The sequence below is a fragment of the Mesorhizobium tamadayense genome, from assembly GCF_003863365.1.
Taxonomy (GTDB): domain Bacteria; phylum Pseudomonadota; class Alphaproteobacteria; order Rhizobiales; family Rhizobiaceae; genus Mesorhizobium; species Mesorhizobium tamadayense.
Map to the genome: position 1 here is coordinate 1 of NZ_RQXT01000012.1, position 15285 is coordinate 15285.

Here is a 15285-nt window from a genome sequence, read left to right on the forward strand (position 1 = left end):
CGGCGCCTTGGCGGCCTGACAAGTCCTGCGATTCCTGCCATGGGGCTGGCCGACACGCCGGCCCCATGTTCGTTTGGAGAGACGATGCCCGCACCCGAGATCTACGTCGATGCCGACGCCTGCCCGGTCAAGGCCGAGGTCGAGAAGGTGGCGGAGCGCCATGGCGTCGTCGTCACCCATGTCTCCAACGGCGGGCTGCGTCCGTCGCGCGATCCGATGATCCGCAATGTCGTCGTCTCCAAGGGTGCGGACGCAGCGGACGACTGGATCGTCGAGAATGCCAGGCCCAACGACGTCGTGGTGACGGCCGACATCCCGCTTGCCGCGCGAACGGTTGCGCTCGGCGCGCATGTGCTCGGACCGACAGGTCGCCCGTTCACGCCCGAAACTATCGGCATGGCGGTGGCGATGCGCGATCTGAAGCAGCATCTGCGCGAGACCGGTGAAAGCCGCGGCTTCAACGCCGCTTTCACACCCCAAGACAGATCGCGCTTTCTGGGCGAGCTTGACCGCATCTTGCGGCGGGCGCTCAAATCCGTCACACCGGACTGATCCAAACGCCTGCAGAGGCCGGCCATGGGTGACGATACATCCCTCGACACGCCGATGCATCGGCACATGCAATTCGCCTTGGCCGCAGCCTTTGGCATCGTCGCGCTGCTTGTTGCGCTGCTCTTGCGCCTGCCGCTCCCCTACTCGATCGGCGCCAATGTGTTCTTTTTGACCTTCATCATCCTGGTCCTTGCCTTGATGCCAAGGCTTACCGGTCGCTACCTCAGCAAGAACGCGCGCGCAACCGACCTTCCGGTGGTGCTGATCTTCACCGTGACCCTCTTTGTCGTTGGCATCGCCATCGGCTCGCTGTTTCAACTCATCAACCAGAAGGATGCCGCGCATCCGCTGGAGATTCTGTTCGCGATGCTGTCGATCCCGCTCGGCTGGTTCACCATCCATGCAATGGCGTCGCTGCACTATGCGCATGTCTATTGGATGGATGGCGTCGAGGTCGACGAGAAAACCAAAAAGAAGATGCCGGTCGGCGGCCTTGACTTTCCCGGCGACAAACGGCCGGAGGGCTGGGATTTCCTCTATTTCGCAACGGTCATCGGCATGACCGCGCAGACGGCCGACACTGCGATCACGACCTCGCGCATGCGCCAGGTCGTGCTCATCCATTCGATCCTGACCTTCTTCTTCAACACGGTGATCGTCGCCGCGGCGGTCAACCTCGCGGTCAGCCTGGGCGCGCCGTAATAAATCCGTGATCGCATGAAACATCGCTTGGGCCCGCGACGTATTGGGAGGAGAACGAGTATCTGAGAGGCCGCAAAGAGATGGTGCGGCCGGGAGGACAGGCAAATATGGAAACCGTTGCCAGGAGCGAGCCCCCCGCCGGGGTGGAAACATCCGCACCGAAGGATACGACGTTGATCTATCGCCAGTCGGGCTGGACTCGGCTGACGCACTGGCTGTGGGCACTCGCGCTGTTCTTCATGCTGCTTTCCGGCCTGCAGATCTTCAACGCGCGCCCGCAACTCTATATCGGCAAGGAATCCGGCTTCGGATACAACAATACCATCCTCGAGATCGGCGCCGAAAACACCGATAACGGAACGCGCGGCTTCACCGAGATCTTCGGGCATCGCTTCGACACGACGGGCGTGCTCGGCTGGTCGGGCCCGCCCGGCCAGGAAACGCCACGCGCCTTTCCGGCCTGGGCGACGATCCCGTCCTATTACGACCTAGGCACCGCGCGCGTCGTGCATTTCTTCTTCGCCTGGGTGCTGTCCGCCACCTTGCTGATCTGGCTGGTCGCGAGCCTTGTCAACGGCCACATCCGTCGCGATCTGGCGCCGCGTGTCGAGGATCTGCGCAAGCTGCCGCGGGACGTCGTCGACCATGCGAAGCTGAGGTTCCACCACACGCGCGAATACAACACGCTGCAGAAAATGGCCTATGGCGGCGTGCTCTTCGTGCTCTTGCCGCTGATGATCATCACCGGCCTCGCCATGTCGCCAAGCATGAATTCGGTGCTTCCCTGGCTCAATGAAATCCTCGGCGGCCGGCAGACGGCGCGAACCATCCACTTCACCGTCATGGTCCTGCTCGTCCTCTTCTTCATCATCCACATGCTAATGATCCTTGCCGCCGGCCCGTTCAACGAGCTGCGCTCGATCATCACCGGCTGGTACCGCACCGACCCGCCCGCGAAGCACGACGAGCCGACCGAGAGGAGCGCCTGACATGGCAAAACTCCAGATCAGCCCCAAGTTCCAGATGAACCGAAGAAAGTTCCTCACCTCCGCCAGCCTCGGTCTGTCCGGCATCGCGCTGTCGGGCTGCGACGCCTTCGACAGTGGCCTCGGCATCGGTCGCGGCCTGCGCAACTTCCTCGAAAACGCCAACGGCCTGACCTGGCGCGCGCAGCGCCTGCTCGCCGGCCGCGACGCGCTGGCACCGGAATTCACCGAGGCCGATATCCGCCAGCCGCAGCGGCCGAACGGCGTCACTGCTCCGGACGACGACACCTACAGGGGTCTTCTCGCCAACACTTTCGCCGACTGGCGCCTGGAGGTCACCGGCCTAGTCGAAAAACCGCTGTCGCTTAGCCGCGAACAGCTCCAGAACATGCCGAGCCGCACCCAGATCACGCGCCACGACTGCGTCGAAGGCTGGAGCTGCATCGCCAAATGGACCGGCACGCCGCTGTCGCTGGTGCTCGACCAAGCCGTCGTCAAGCCGCAGGCGCGCTACGTCATGTTCCATTGCCTCGACACGATCGAGCAAAGCCTCTCCGGCGACATCAAATATTACGGCAGCATCGACCTCATCGATGCCCGTCACCCGCAGACGATCCTGGCCTATGGCGTGAACGGCAAGCCGCTGCCGGTCGAGAACGGTGCGCCGCTGCGCGTGCGGGTCGAGCGCCAGCTCGGCTACAAGATGCCGAAATACCTCTACAAGATCGAACTGGTCGACGGCTTCGCCAACATCGGCGGCGGCCGTGGCGGCTATTGGGAGGACAATGGCTACGACTGGTACGGCGGTATTTGATGGCCCCTCGCCTGCAGGCCGAGCACGATCTTCCGTCAGCCGAGCTCAACGCGATCGAGGAGCGTCTCAACAGCGACAACCGGCTTCTCACACGCCGCGATGACGACCGTGGCGTCGTCTTTGCGCTGCGGGACGAAACCGGACGCGCGGTCGGCGTCGCCGCCGGCCACTCCTGGGCGGGGATCGCCGAGCTAAAATTGATGTGGATCGAGGAATCCTATCGGGGCCAGGGCCATGCAAAGGCGTTGTTGAATGCCTTCGTTGCCGAGGCCGCCGCTCAAGGCGCGCGGCGGATCTGGGTTCGACACACGACTTCCAGGCGCCGGGGCTTTACGAAAAGGCTGGTTTCGAGCGCATGGCCGAATTCGCCGGGTGGCCCGAAGGCCATTCCAACATCATCCTTTGCAAGACGCTGGTCGCAGACGGGTAGGCCAACTTGTGAGCAGCGGGTTCAGCGTCGATCAGGTCTTCCCGTTAGCGAAGACTTGTCGGCCGATTTTAGATGTCGCTGGGAGGTGACAAGGTGTCGTTGACGGGCTATGGATGGCGAGTCGAGGGCTCAATCGTTGAGTCCTACCTGTTTGCGGGAGAGAACAGCGAAAGCTGTCGCCGAAGGGGAAATCGCCCGAAATCTCTCAGGCAAAAGAACCGTTGACGGGAAAGACAACTCTGGAAAGTCGGGGCTTGCCCCCGCGCCGAAGGTGTAAGCGCTGCCGACAGAGTTACGGGGCGCGAGTCTCTCAGGCTTCAGACAGAGGGGCACGGACTGGGCCGCCAGTAGCGGTCGATTGCGTGCGACTCTGGAGAAGACATGACGGGCGAAGACACCAAACACCTACCCCTCGAGGATTTGCATAACGCTGCAGGCGCGCGTTTCGGCGCGTTCGCCGGCTGGTCGATGCCGCTGACTTATCCAGCGGGCGTGATGAAGGAGCACCTCCACACGCGCGAGCATGCCGGGCTGTTCGACATCTCGCATATGAAGCTGTTCGCGGTCGGCGGCCCCGGCGCCGCCGCCCTTCTCGACCGCGCCTGCCCGCTCGACGCCGGCGCGCTTGAGATTTCGCAGTCCAAATACACCTTCTTCCTAAACGAAGCCGCCGGCATCATCGACGACCTGATCGTCACGAGGCTCGGCGACAACCGCTTCGTGGTGGTGGCCAATGCCGGCAATGCGGCCGAGGACGAAAAACACCTTAGCGCGCTGGCCGCGGATTTCGACGCGAAGGTGGAACCGCTCGACCGCGTCTTCCTGGCGATCCAGGGACCGGACGCCTGGGCAGCCCTTGCGCGGGCCAGCATCGAAACTGGTTCGCTGCTGTTCATGCATGGTGTCGAGCCCCGGCAAAACTGGTTCATGAGCCGCTCCGGCTACACCGGTGAGGACGGCTTCGAGATCGGCCTGCCGGAAGCGGATGCCCGCGATCTCGTCGCGAAGCTGCTGCAGGACGAGCGCGTGCAATGGGTCGGCCTTGCCGCCCGCGACAGCCTGCGGCTGGAGGCCGGGCTCTGCCTGCATGGCCAGGACCTGACACCCGAGATCGATGCGGCGAGCGCTGGGCTGATGTGGGCAATACCCAAGGAAGTCCGCGCCTCCGGCCATTTCATCGGCGCCGACGCGCTGCGCTCGATCCTCGAGCGCGGCCCGTCGCAGAAGCGTGTCGGCCTGAAACCGGACGGCCGCCAGCCGGTGCGCGCGGGCGCAGCACTTGTCGATGCCGACGGCAATGCGGCCGGCCACGTCACCTCAGGTGGTTTCGGCCCCTCGACGGGCCACCCGGTCGCCATGGGCTATGTCAGCACCGCGCTGGTCAAGCCCGGCACCAGACTGTTCGCCGATGTCCGCGGGACGAAAATCCCGGTCGACGTCACTTCGCTCCCCTTCACGCCACATCGCTACCGCAAAGGATGATTTTCCGATGGCAAACACCTATTTCACTGAAGACCATGAGTGGCTGCGCGTCGAAGGCGGCGTCGCCACTGTCGGTATCACCGACTACGCGCAGGAACAGCTCGGCGACCTCGTCTTCGTCGAGCTGCCGGAAATCGGCCGCAAGCTCGCCAAGGGCGACACTGCCGTGGTCGTGGAATCCGTCAAGGCGGCGTCGGACGTCTACGCGCCGGTCGACGGCGAGATCATCGAAGCCAACACCTCGCTATCGTCCGACCCCTCGCTGGTCAACTCGGCGGCGACCGGCGACGGCTGGCTCTGGAAGATGAAGCTTTCCAACGCAAGCCAGCTCGACAGCCTCATGGATGAGGCCGCCTACAAAGCCCATATCGGCTGATACCAGGATTTTAGAAATGACCGCAGCACCTATTCCTTTCTCGGCCCGCCATATCGGCCCCGGCATCAACGATGTCAGGGCGATGCTCGCCACCATAGGCGTTCCGTCCGTCGAGACGCTGATTAGCCAGGCCGTGCCGAGATCGATCCGACTCGACCAGCCGCTCGCCTTGCCCGCTCCTGCGAGCGAAGCGGAAGCGCTGGCCGAATTGTCCGCGATCATGGCGAAGAACACGGTGCTGAAGAGCTTCATCGGCGCCGGCTATCACGGCGTCCATGTGCCGCCGGTCATCCAGCGCAACATGTTCGAGAACCCGGCCTGGTACACGGCCTACACGCCCTACCAGGCCGAGATCAGCCAGGGCCGGCTGGAGATGCTGTTCAATTTCCAGACCCTGGTCACCGAGCTGACCGGCCTGCCGGTGGCGTCGGCATCGCTGCTCGATGAAGCCACCGCCGTCGCCGAAGCGGTCGGCATCGCGCTGCGCCATCACCGCGACAAGCGCACCAAGGTGGCGCTCGCCGGCACGCCGCACCCGCAGACGCTCGATGTCGTGCGCACCCGCGCCGAGCCGCTCGGCATCGAGGTCGACGGCGAGACCATAGACGACAACACCGCCGCCCTGCTCGTCTCCTGGCCGGACACCTTCGGCGTCTATGGCGATCATAAGGCAGCGATCGAGAAGGCCCGCGCCATCGGCGCGCTGGTCGTCTTTGTCGCCGATCCGCTTGCGCTGACGCTGACGGACGCGCCGGCAAAGCTCGGCGCCGATATCGCCGTCGGTCCGATGCAGCGCTTTGGTGTGCCGATGGGCTTTGGCGGCCCGCATGCCGCCTATTGCGCCGTCTCCGACAGATTGACCCGCCTGATGCCCGGCCGTCTCGTCGGCCAGTCGACCGACACCATGGGCCGCCCGGGTTACCGGCTGGCGCTGCAGACGCGCGAGCAGCACATCCGCCGCGACAAGGCCACTTCCAACATCTGCACCGCGCAGGCGCTGCTCGCCAACATGGCGACGGCCTATGCGATCTGGCACGGCCCCACCGGTCTGCAGGCGATCGCCGAGCGCGTCCACGCCCTCGCCAACCGTCTTGCGGCGGGGCTGAAGACAGCAGGCGTGGCCGTCCTCGGCACACACCGCTTCGACACGGTGACGGCGGAAGTGAAAGGCAAGGCCAGCGCTATCGCCGCCGCGGCAGAAAAGACCGGCCGGCTGCTGCGCGTCATCGATGCCGACAAGATCAGCATCGCCTTCGACGAGACCTCGACGGAAGCCGACCTGGAGGCGATCGCGGCCCTGTTCGGCGCCAAGCCCGGCGCAGTGGTGCAAGCCGGCTCGACGCCGGGCAAGCCGCGCGGCAAGGAGTTCCTCACCCAACCGGTCTTCCATGAGAACCACTCCGAGACCGAGATGATGCGCTTCCTGCGCCGGCTGGCCGACAAGGACCTCGCGCTCGACCGCGCCATGATCCCGCTCGGCTCCTGCACCATGAAGCTCAACGCCGCCGCCGAGATGATGCCGGTGAGCTGGCCGAATGTCGCCAACCTGCATCCCTTCGCGCCGGCCGCCCATTCGGCGGGCTACCGCGCCATGGTCGCAGACCTGGAAGCCTGGCTGTCGGAGATCACCGGTTTCGACGCGGTCAGCCTGCAGCCCAATGCCGGCAGCCAGGGCGAATATGCCGGCCTGCTCGCCATCCGCGCCTATCACCGCGCGCGCGGTGAGGGCCATCGCACCGTCTGCCTGATCCCGTCTTCTGCGCATGGCACCAATCCGGCGAGCGCGGCGATGGCGGGCATGAGCATCGTCGTCGTGCGCTGCACCGACGACGGCAATATCGACATGGACGATCTGAGGGCCAAGGCCAACGAGCACTCAAAGAATCTCGCGGCGCTGATGTTCACCTATCCCTCGACGCATGGCGTCTATGAGGAAGGCGCGCGTCACCTCTGCGCCCTCATCCATGAGCATGGTGGCCAGGTCTATTTCGACGGGGCCAACCTCAACGCCCTGGTCGGCCTCGCCCGGCCGGGCGATATCGGCGCCGACGTCTGCCACATGAACCTGCACAAGACCTTCTGCATTCCGCATGGCGGCGGCGGCCCGGGCGTCGGCCCGATCGGCGTCAGGGCGCATCTGAAGCCCTATCTGCCGGGCCACGTCACGGAAGGCTCGGCGCATGCCGTGGCGGCCGCGCCCTTCGGCAGCGCCTCGATCCTGCCGATCACCTGGATGTATATCCGCATGATGGGCGGCTCCGGGCTGAAGCAGGCGACCGAGACGGCGATCGTTTCCGCCAATTATGTGGCGACGCGGCTCGCGCCGCACTTCCCGCTCCTCTACAAGGGCAGGAGCGATCGCGTCGCCCATGAGTGCATCCTCGACACGCGCGTGCTGAAAGAGAGCGCCGGCATCAGCGTCGACGATATCGCCAAGCGCCTGATCGACTACGGCTTCCACGCGCCCACCATGTCGTTCCCGGTTGCCGGCACGCTGATGGTCGAGCCGACCGAGTCCGAGCCCAAGCGCGAGCTCGACCGCTTCTGCGATGCGATGATCGCGATCGCCGGTGAAGCGGCGAAGGTTGCGAAGGGCGAGTGGCCGCTCAACGACAACCCACTGGTCAACGCCCCGCACACCGCCGCCGAGGCGCTGGCCGGTGCATGGACCCATCCCTACTCGCGGCTGGAGGCGGCCTATCCGGCGGGTGACGTCGATCTGTCGGCGAAATACTGGCCGCCGGTCTCGCGCATCGACAATGTCGCCGGCGACCGCAACCTCGTGTGCTCATGCCCGCCGCTGACGGAATATCTCGGCGCCGCCGAGTAGCGGACAAAGAAGTTCAAGCAGAGCGGAGGGCCGGCCCGGCATCGGGCTGGTCCGCCTTGCGCTGGGCGATCACCCGGTTTCGCCCGGCGCGCTTGGCGGCGTAGAGCGCGGCGTCCGCCTCGGCCAGCACCTCGTCCAGCGTCCGGCCGTCGGCGGCGCCAAATCCCATGCCGCCGCTGACGCTGCTGCGCAATGGGCCGCGATGGGTCGGAACGATTTCGGTGCCGAAGGCGACGCCGATCCTGCTTGCCAAGTCATGCGCCTTTTCCGGCGTCATGCGCGACATGACGAGCGCGAACTCCTCGCCGCCCAGCCGAAAGGCGTCGACCCCTGTCCTGCCGTATTTCTTGACCACTGCCGCGAAGCGGCAAAGGACCTGATCGCCGACAGGATGGCCGAACACGTCGTTGGTCGACTTGAAATGGTCAAGATCGAACATCGCGATCGCCATGAACGGGCCGAAGACGCGCTCGCCATAGAGCGAGGTCAATGCCCGCCGGTTCATCAGCCCCGTCAGCGGATCGGTCATGGTCTCGGCCCTCAGTTCGATCTGTTCCTGCAGATGATGGAGCGAGAGCGTCAATGCGCCGAGCCCGGTCATGCAGGCGACCGAAATCACCGAGTTCAGCCCTTCGGCCCAGTTGTCGGGTGCTCTGCCGAGCACCCATTGGGCCTTGGCCAGCAATACCGCGCCGCAAAGCGCGAAGGATACGCCGCAGACGCCGCTGAGAAAGGCAACGACCAGCAGGATCCGGCGATCATGGCCGCCGCCCTTGATCCAGAACATCGCGCCGATCACTGCGAGCAACGCCGTTACCGTTGCATAGGTGACGATGAAACCAATCCCGTCGAGGCCGAGATAGGTCATGGCCGCGCAGACCGCCATCGCCACCAGCGCCGGCAGCGCAACGCGCCTGTGCTCGTGCACATCCAGATACTGCATAGCCGACCGGCAGAGAATCAGGAATCCCAGGCTGAGCAGCGCAAGCACGAGCTGGCAAAGAAGAGGGCTGGGATCTCTGGTGTACTGCCAGAACGACACGACATGCGCTACAAGGACAAGCATGCCGCAAGCCACCGTCAGTACGAAACGCGCCCGCGGCGCGGTGAACCAGATCGCCAACAGCGTTATGCTGAGGCACGTGCCCGACAGCGCCGCCGCGAGCAGGAGCGAACTGAAATCCAACATTAGTAGCGGCAGCCTCTTGGGAGTCGTCGGTTGCACCCGCATTCTAGGTTAACGGCGGCGCGCGGATACCGTTTTCAGCTAACCTTTCGACGCAACCTTCAGACAAGGTTTACAAAGCATCCACTACTGCGCAGGACAGTTGCGAAGACTAGAGATGTTCTGGTTTATATTGAAACAGTTCTGCTTTACGATCACGAGACGGTCCGCGCGAAGGACGGCGCACGCTCATGTTATGCGTTGGGAGAGCTGGCTGACAAAGCGGGCGCCAGCCAGCGGGAAACCCCGACCCGTCGAATTGCTTTTTTGCAAATCGACAAACAGGAAACAGTGCCGGTTGAACTTGGCCCGTTCGCCAGAGGCTGGTTCGACCGGTGGTCGGTGAATTTGGGCGAAACGATTCAATCCAAGTGAGGAATATCTCTAGCTCTTGTTCAGCAGCGCCAGGTTGGCGTTGACCACCGTGGGGTCGGCCATGCCCGCCTTGGCCTCGAGCAGCAGCGCCCTTGCCTTCTTCTTGTTGCCGCGCAGAAGCTGCGAATAGCCCATATTGTTGACGATCTGCGGCTTGCGCCCGGCAACCCTCAGCAGTTGCGCATAGGCGCGGTCGGCGAAGTCGAAACGGCCAAGCTCGTCATAGGAGGCGGCAAGCCCCATCCAGGCTTCCGCGTTGTCGGCCTTGAGCTCCACCGCCTTGCGGAAATGCTGTTCGGCAAGGCCGAAATTCGCCTCGCGGAACTGCGCCTTGCCCTCTGTCAGGTCGGTGGCGCTGACGTCCTTGGCCGTCTGCTGGATCGCTGTGGTCTTGGTCGTATCGACGTTGTTGCTCGTCGTGCAGCCGGCGATCATCAAGACGGCCGCCAACGCCGCCGCTGCCGTGGGAAATCCGTGACGCATGCCCCTGCCCCATCGCCCGATTTGCCGGGTCGTTCTTCAGCAGGGACCATACAGGACAGCGATTAAGCTTCGGTGCCGAAATGCGGCTAAATTTCGGTTGCGTGCAAAGGATGCGTTAACCGGCACCGCCACCGAAATCTGCCCAGATTCAGGTCAGGCCGGCCTCACCTGAATCCTCAGTGCGTCGTCATCTTCACGACGATCGGGATGATGGCGACCATCAGCACCACCGGCAGGATGCACACCGTCACCGGCACCGACATCTTGGCCGGCAAGGCATGCGCCTTCTCCTCGGCAAGCGACATGCGCTTGTGGCGCATTTCGTCGGAAAAGACGCGCAGCGCGCCCGACAGGCTTGTGCCGAGCTCCTTGGACTGCTGCAGGAGCGTCGCGAAGGAGCGCACCTCGTCGAGGCTGAGGCGGTCGGCGAGCGCCTTCAGCGCATCGTCGAGGCTACGGCCGGCCCTGAGCTCCAGCGACACCAGCTGCAGATTCTGGCTGAGCGACGGATAGGTCCTTGCGAGTTCCTTCGAGACGCGCTCGATGCCTGCCTCCATGCTCATGCCGGCGTCTGAGCAGACGATCATCAGATCCATGAAGTCGGGAAAGCCGTTGCGGTATTCGCGCATCTTTTCCCGCACCTTCTGCGTCAGCACCAGGCCCGGCAGGAAATAGCCGGCCGCTCCCGACAGGATGATGAAGGTCCAGCGGCTGGTCATGGTCGACTCGGCGCTGGCCGCCCATTGGTTCACCAGGAACGCGCCGAGTGCCGCGCCGACCAGAGCGGCAAAGCGGATCAGGAAGAACATGCCGACGGCGCGCGGCTCCATGTAGCCGGCCTGGATGAGCTTCATGCGCAACCGCGCGACGTTCTCCGGATCGCTCTTGGCATAGAATTCCTGCGCCCGCCTCACCGCCTTCTCGCGGACGGGGCTTGTCTTTTTCCTGGGTGCCGGCTCCGCCCGCTCGACCGGCTGGGCCGCCTCGACCTTCAATCGGCGCTTGACCTCGTTGCGATCGCCCTTGGCGACGACCAGCGGCCAGGCCATCGCGCCGCCGCCCAGGACCAGCAGCAGCACCGCCACCGGTATCAGCGATGTCGGCGCGAGCGAGGCGAGGAAGCGGATGATGTCTTCCATCTCAGAATCTGAAATTCGACATCTTGAACATGATGGCGTTGCCGAGCAGCAGCCATAGGATGGAGCCGCCCAGCATGTACCAGGTCTTGGGCACGCCCCACACTTCTCGGTAGAATTGCGGCATGAGCACCATGATGGCGGTGAACAGAAGCACCGGCACGGCGGTCAGGATGTAGGCCGACATGCGGCCTTCGGTCGAAATGGCGCGCACCTTGCGCCGCAGCTTGCCGCGCTCACGGATCGTCGACGACAGCCCGTCGAGGATCTCGCGCAGATTGCCGCCGGAGCTGCTTTGAATCGAAACGGCGGTGACGAACAGCGGCAGGTCTTCGTGGCCGACCCGGTCGAACAGGTTGTTGAGCGCCGAAACCAGATCGGAGCCATAGGTCACCTCGTCGGCCACGACGCCGAACTCGGTGCCGATCGGATCGGCCATCTCACGCGCCACCATCGCGATCGCCACCGGCACCGGATGGCCGGCCTTGAGGCCGCGCGTGATCAGTTCCAGCGCTTCCGGCAACTGCAGGCCGAAGCGCTTATGCCGGCGCTTGCGCAGAAAACGCATCGCCATCACCGGCAAGACCGGCAGCAGCGCGACGAACAGGACCAGCCCGAACAGCAAAGGCAGGCCGTACCAGATGGCGACAAGCGCCGCCCCGCACGCTATCCCCGCCGTGATCATGAGGAATTTGGGCAGCGGCATGATCATGCCGGACTGCGTGCGCAAGGCGCGAAAGCGATCGAGGGAAAAGAGGGACGTGCCATCTTCGACGCCGCGCTCCTTGCGCAACTGGATCAGCACCTGCTCCTGGCTGATCTTGTTTTCCGCCAGCTTCATGCGGCGGTTGATCGCCGTGCGCTTGTCGCTGCGGCCGGCATAAAGCAGGTAGCAGCCTTCGGCGATCATTATGCCGGTGAGCGCCGCTGCGGCGTAGACGGCGTAGATCGGGCTGAACCCTTCGAGCACCAGCTACTCCTGCGGCCGGCCGGGTTCGAAATATTTGCCCGGAAATTCGATGCCCATGTTGCGCAGGTCCTCAAGGAAGCGCGGGCGAATGCCCGTCGCCTCGAAATGACCGAGAATCTTGCCGTCCGACTCCATGCCGGTGCGCACGAAGCGGAAGATCTCCTGCATCTGGATGACGTCGCCTTCCATGCCCGTCACCTCGGCGACGCTGGTCACCTTGCGCTTGCCGTCGGAGAGGCGCGTCAGCTGCACGATGATTTCGATGGCGCTGGCGATCTGGCTGCGGATCGACTGCACCGTCATCGGCATGCCGGTCATGCCAAGCATCTGCTCGAGACGCGAGATGGCGTCGCGCGGCGTGTTGGCGTGGATGGTCGCCATCGAGCCTTCATGGCCGGTGTTCATTGCCTGCAGCATGTCGAAGGCTTCCTCGCCGCGGCACTCGCCGAGGATGACCCGGTCAGGCCGCATGCGCAGCGCGTTCTTGACCAGGTCGCGCTGCTTCAGCTCGCCATGACCCTCGATGTTTGCCGGACGCGTTTCCATGCGCGCGACATGCGGCTGCTGCAGTTGCAGCTCGGCCGCGTCCTCGATGGTGATCAGCCGCTCGTCCTCGGGAATGAAGGCCGACAAGGCGTTGAGCATCGTCGTCTTGCCGGTACCGGTACCGCCGGAGATGATCGTGGTCTTGCGGGCATGCACGGCCGCCGCCAGCACCTCGGCCATGTTCTGGGTGATGGCGCCGAACTCGACCAGCTTGTGCAGGCCGAGCTTGTTCTTGGAGAATTTGCGGATCGACACCAGCGGTCCGTCGACACCGACCGGCCGGATGGCGGCGTTGAAGCGCGAGCCGTCGAGCATGCGGGCGTCGACCATCGGCTGCGATTCATCGACGCGGCGACCGACCGCAGCGACGATTTTGTTAATGATTCTAAGCAGATGCGCCTCGTCCTTGAACGGGATGTGGACCTGCTGCAGCTTGCCGCGCTTTTCGACGAAGCAGTTCTGATGGCCGTTGATCAGGATGTCGTTGATCTCAGGATCCTTGAGCAGCGGCTCCAATGGGCCGAGGCCGACCATCTCGTCGACGATGTCGTCAACAAGCGCGTCGAGCTCGGCGGTGTTGATCGCCATCCGCTCCTCGCGCGTCTTTTCCGAGACGAACTCATGCACCTGGCGACGCATTTCGTCCTTGGGCAGCCGCTCCAGCGCGACAAGGTTGATCTCCTCGAGCAGCATGCGGTGGATGCGCACGCGCGCGTCGAGCACCTTGTTGGCGCTCTTTCCGGGCGCGGTCTCTGGCTTTGGCGCCGCCGGCTTGCGGGTCGTCGGAATGATCACGGCGTGGTGGGCCACAGGCGCGGGTTCGGGCGGCCGCTGCGGCCGGGCGTCGCGATTCTGCAGGTTGGAGAAGCGGGTGCTCATCCTGCTTTCCTCTTCAAGAGGCCCTTGCCGAGACCGAACAGCGACTTCGACTTGACCGTCGTGGCGACGGCCTCCTCCGGCAGGATGATCTTCTTCAGGTCGTTGACCACATTGGCGTTGGGATCGATGTCGTGCAGCGGAATGCCGCGGTCGACGGCCTCGCGCACCAGCCGGTAATTGTTGGAGATGCCGCCGACGAAATGCTCGCCGAGAATGTCCTGGACGTCGGCCGCCTTGATGCCGCTGTCGAACATCTTCTGCTCGAATCGATTGACGATGACGTTGGGCTTCACTTCCTTGCCGGCCGTCTCGTAGATGGCCTGGATGAGACGCTGCGTGTGACGCAGGCAAGGCACCGTCATCTCGGCCACGATATAGAGCTTGTTGGAGCCGAGCAGAACCGTCTCGGTCCATGGGAACCATGTGCGCGGCATGTCGATGACGACATTGTCGAAATAGGCCGAGACGAGGTCGAGCATGCGCACCACGACGTCGGTCTTGAACGAGCGCATTTCCGAAGGGCGCGTCGGCGCGGCCAGCACGCAGAGCCCACTCGCATGCTTGGAGAGCATGACGTCCAGCAGTTGCCGGTCGAGGCGTTCGGGCTGGTTCTCGATTTCGGTGATGTCGAAGCGCGGTTCGAGGTCGAGATATTCGGCGCAGGCGCCCTGCTGGAAATTGAGGTCGACCACGCAGGTCGAGGCGCCGCGCGTCACCGAATGATGCAGCTGGAAGGCTGTCTGCAGGGCGAGCGTGGTGGTGCCGACGCCGCCGGCGGCCGGCATGAAGGTGTAGATCTGCGACTCGGTGTTTTCCTCCCGCCCCGGCCCTTGCAGCGTACGGATGACGGAGCGCACCAAGTCAGCGGTGGTGATCGGCTTCACCAGGAAGTCGGCTACTTTCAACTGCACCAGGATGCGCACTGCCGCTGCATTGAATTCCTGCGTGACGACGACCACGGGAACGCGGCCTTCCAGCCGGCGCATGATGCGCTGCAGCGATTCGATCTCCTCGAGCTTGGCCGCGTCCATGTCGACGATGACGGCGCCGAAATCAGTTTCCTGGACCTCGCCGCGAAGCTCGTTGACGCTTTTCTCGACCGTCAAAAGCTCGATGACCTCGGAAGCGGCGAAAGCCGTTCGCGTGTCCTGTGAAAACGCCCTGTCGGTCGAAACGAGCAGGATCTTCTTGGTCTTGGTGCCGGATGCCATGGTCAGCCCGTCAGTCCGATGTCGTTGATGCTGATGTCGTTGATGCCGACGCCGAACCGGCTTTCTCGCCGGCGGCACTGGCCGTGGATCTCGTGCTCTGAGCCGGCACCAGAAGCCTGGTGTTCTGGACGCCGTACTGCCAGGGGTCGACCATCTGCATGACCGTGTTGGACGCCTGGGCGTTGCCGGCGGCCGTCGTCACGCCTTCGGCGCGCACGTAATCGTCGCTGGTGCAGCCAGCGACGGCACCGGCAAGCAGCAGAGCGATCCAAGGAGGCAGACGCATGG

The 15285-nt window shown here is 64.1% G+C and carries 16 protein-coding genes and 1 riboswitch; of the genes, 9 read left to right on the forward strand and 7 right to left on the reverse strand.

All coding sequences use genetic code 11. The annotated features are described in order from the left end of the window. Window positions 1–84: 84 nt before the first annotated feature. The 8 genes from EH240_RS12305 (at window position 85) to gcvP (ending at window position 8172) form a co-directional block, all read left to right on the forward strand. Window positions 85–552 carry a YaiI/YqxD family protein gene (locus tag EH240_RS12305; RefSeq protein ID WP_124998531.1) on the forward strand — a complete coding sequence of 156 codons (468 nt, stop codon included), beginning with the start codon at window positions 85–87 and terminating at the stop codon, window positions 550–552. Between the two features lie 24 nt (window positions 553–576). Further along, window positions 577–1254, forward strand: a complete 678-nt coding sequence (locus tag EH240_RS12310; RefSeq protein ID WP_124998533.1) for a DUF1345 domain-containing protein — start codon at window positions 577–579, stop codon at window positions 1252–1254. A 107-nt stretch (window positions 1255–1361) separates the two neighbouring features. Then, window positions 1362–2243 (forward strand): cytochrome b/b6 domain-containing protein, encoded by an 882-nt coding sequence (locus EH240_RS12315; RefSeq protein WP_124998535.1) that lies wholly within the window; start codon window positions 1362–1364, stop codon window positions 2241–2243. Window position 2244: 1 nt separating this feature from the next. Then, window positions 2245–3054, forward strand: a complete 810-nt coding sequence (locus tag EH240_RS12320) for a molybdopterin-binding protein (RefSeq protein ID WP_124998537.1) — start codon at window positions 2245–2247, stop codon at window positions 3052–3054. After that, a complete protein-coding gene (locus EH240_RS12325) occupies window positions 3054–3587 on the forward strand; it encodes a GNAT family N-acetyltransferase (protein ID WP_245435961.1) in 534 nt (177 codons plus the stop codon). The genes EH240_RS12320 and EH240_RS12325 overlap by 1 nt, the downstream gene beginning before the upstream one ends. A gap of 41 nt (window positions 3588–3628) precedes the next feature. Beyond that, window positions 3629–3715, forward strand: a riboswitch (glycine riboswitch). Window positions 3716–3865: 150 nt separating this feature from the next. Beyond that, window positions 3866–4966, forward strand: coding sequence for a glycine cleavage system aminomethyltransferase GcvT (gcvT, locus tag EH240_RS12330; protein ID WP_124998539.1), 1101 nt, complete (start codon window positions 3866–3868; stop codon window positions 4964–4966). 7 nt (window positions 4967–4973) lie between these two features. Further along, on the forward strand, window positions 4974–5342 hold the full coding sequence (gcvH, locus tag EH240_RS12335) for a glycine cleavage system protein GcvH (protein WP_124998541.1): 369 nt from the start codon (window positions 4974–4976) through the stop codon (window positions 5340–5342). A gap of 16 nt (window positions 5343–5358) precedes the next feature. Continuing rightward, complete coding sequence (gene gcvP / locus EH240_RS12340; RefSeq protein WP_124998543.1) at window positions 5359–8172, forward strand: aminomethyl-transferring glycine dehydrogenase; 2814 nt, start codon at window positions 5359–5361, stop codon at window positions 8170–8172. 13 nt (window positions 8173–8185) lie between these two features. On the opposite strand, the gene EH240_RS12345 is transcribed toward gcvP, so the two are convergent. Further along, a complete protein-coding gene (locus EH240_RS12345) occupies window positions 8186–9361 on the reverse strand; it encodes a GGDEF domain-containing protein (RefSeq protein WP_124998545.1) in 1176 nt (391 codons plus the stop codon). 30 nt (window positions 9362–9391) lie between these two features. Here EH240_RS12345 and EH240_RS12350 point away from each other — a divergent pair, with 30 nt between their 5' ends. Beyond that, window positions 9392–9772, forward strand: coding sequence for a hypothetical protein (locus EH240_RS12350; protein ID WP_124998547.1), 381 nt, complete (start codon window positions 9392–9394; stop codon window positions 9770–9772). 9 nt (window positions 9773–9781) lie between these two features. On the opposite strand, the gene EH240_RS12355 is transcribed toward EH240_RS12350, so the two are convergent. The 6 genes from EH240_RS12355 to EH240_RS12380 form a co-directional block, all read right to left on the reverse strand. Beyond that, window positions 9782–10255 carry a hypothetical protein gene (locus EH240_RS12355; protein ID WP_124998549.1) on the reverse strand — a complete coding sequence of 158 codons (474 nt, stop codon included), beginning with the start codon at window positions 10253–10255 and terminating at the stop codon, window positions 9782–9784. A gap of 176 nt (window positions 10256–10431) precedes the next feature. Next, window positions 10432–11394 (reverse strand): type II secretion system F family protein, encoded by a 963-nt coding sequence (locus tag EH240_RS12360; protein ID WP_124998551.1) that lies wholly within the window; start codon window positions 11392–11394, stop codon window positions 10432–10434. Window position 11395: 1 nt separating this feature from the next. Then, window positions 11396–12361, reverse strand: a complete 966-nt coding sequence (locus tag EH240_RS12365; protein WP_124998553.1) for a type II secretion system F family protein — start codon at window positions 12359–12361, stop codon at window positions 11396–11398. 3 nt (window positions 12362–12364) lie between these two features. After that, window positions 12365–13786: a TadA family conjugal transfer-associated ATPase gene (locus EH240_RS12370; RefSeq protein ID WP_124998555.1), complete on the reverse strand. Its 1422-nt coding sequence runs from the start codon at window positions 13784–13786 to the stop codon at window positions 12365–12367. Next, a complete protein-coding gene (locus tag EH240_RS12375; RefSeq protein WP_124998557.1) occupies window positions 13783–14997 on the reverse strand; it encodes a CpaE/TadZ family protein in 1215 nt (404 codons plus the stop codon). The genes EH240_RS12370 and EH240_RS12375 overlap by 4 nt, the downstream gene beginning before the upstream one ends. Before the next feature lie 10 nt (window positions 14998–15007). Beyond that, window positions 15008–15283 (reverse strand): hypothetical protein, encoded by a 276-nt coding sequence (locus EH240_RS12380; protein WP_124998559.1) that lies wholly within the window; start codon window positions 15281–15283, stop codon window positions 15008–15010. Window positions 15284–15285 lie beyond the last annotated feature (2 nt).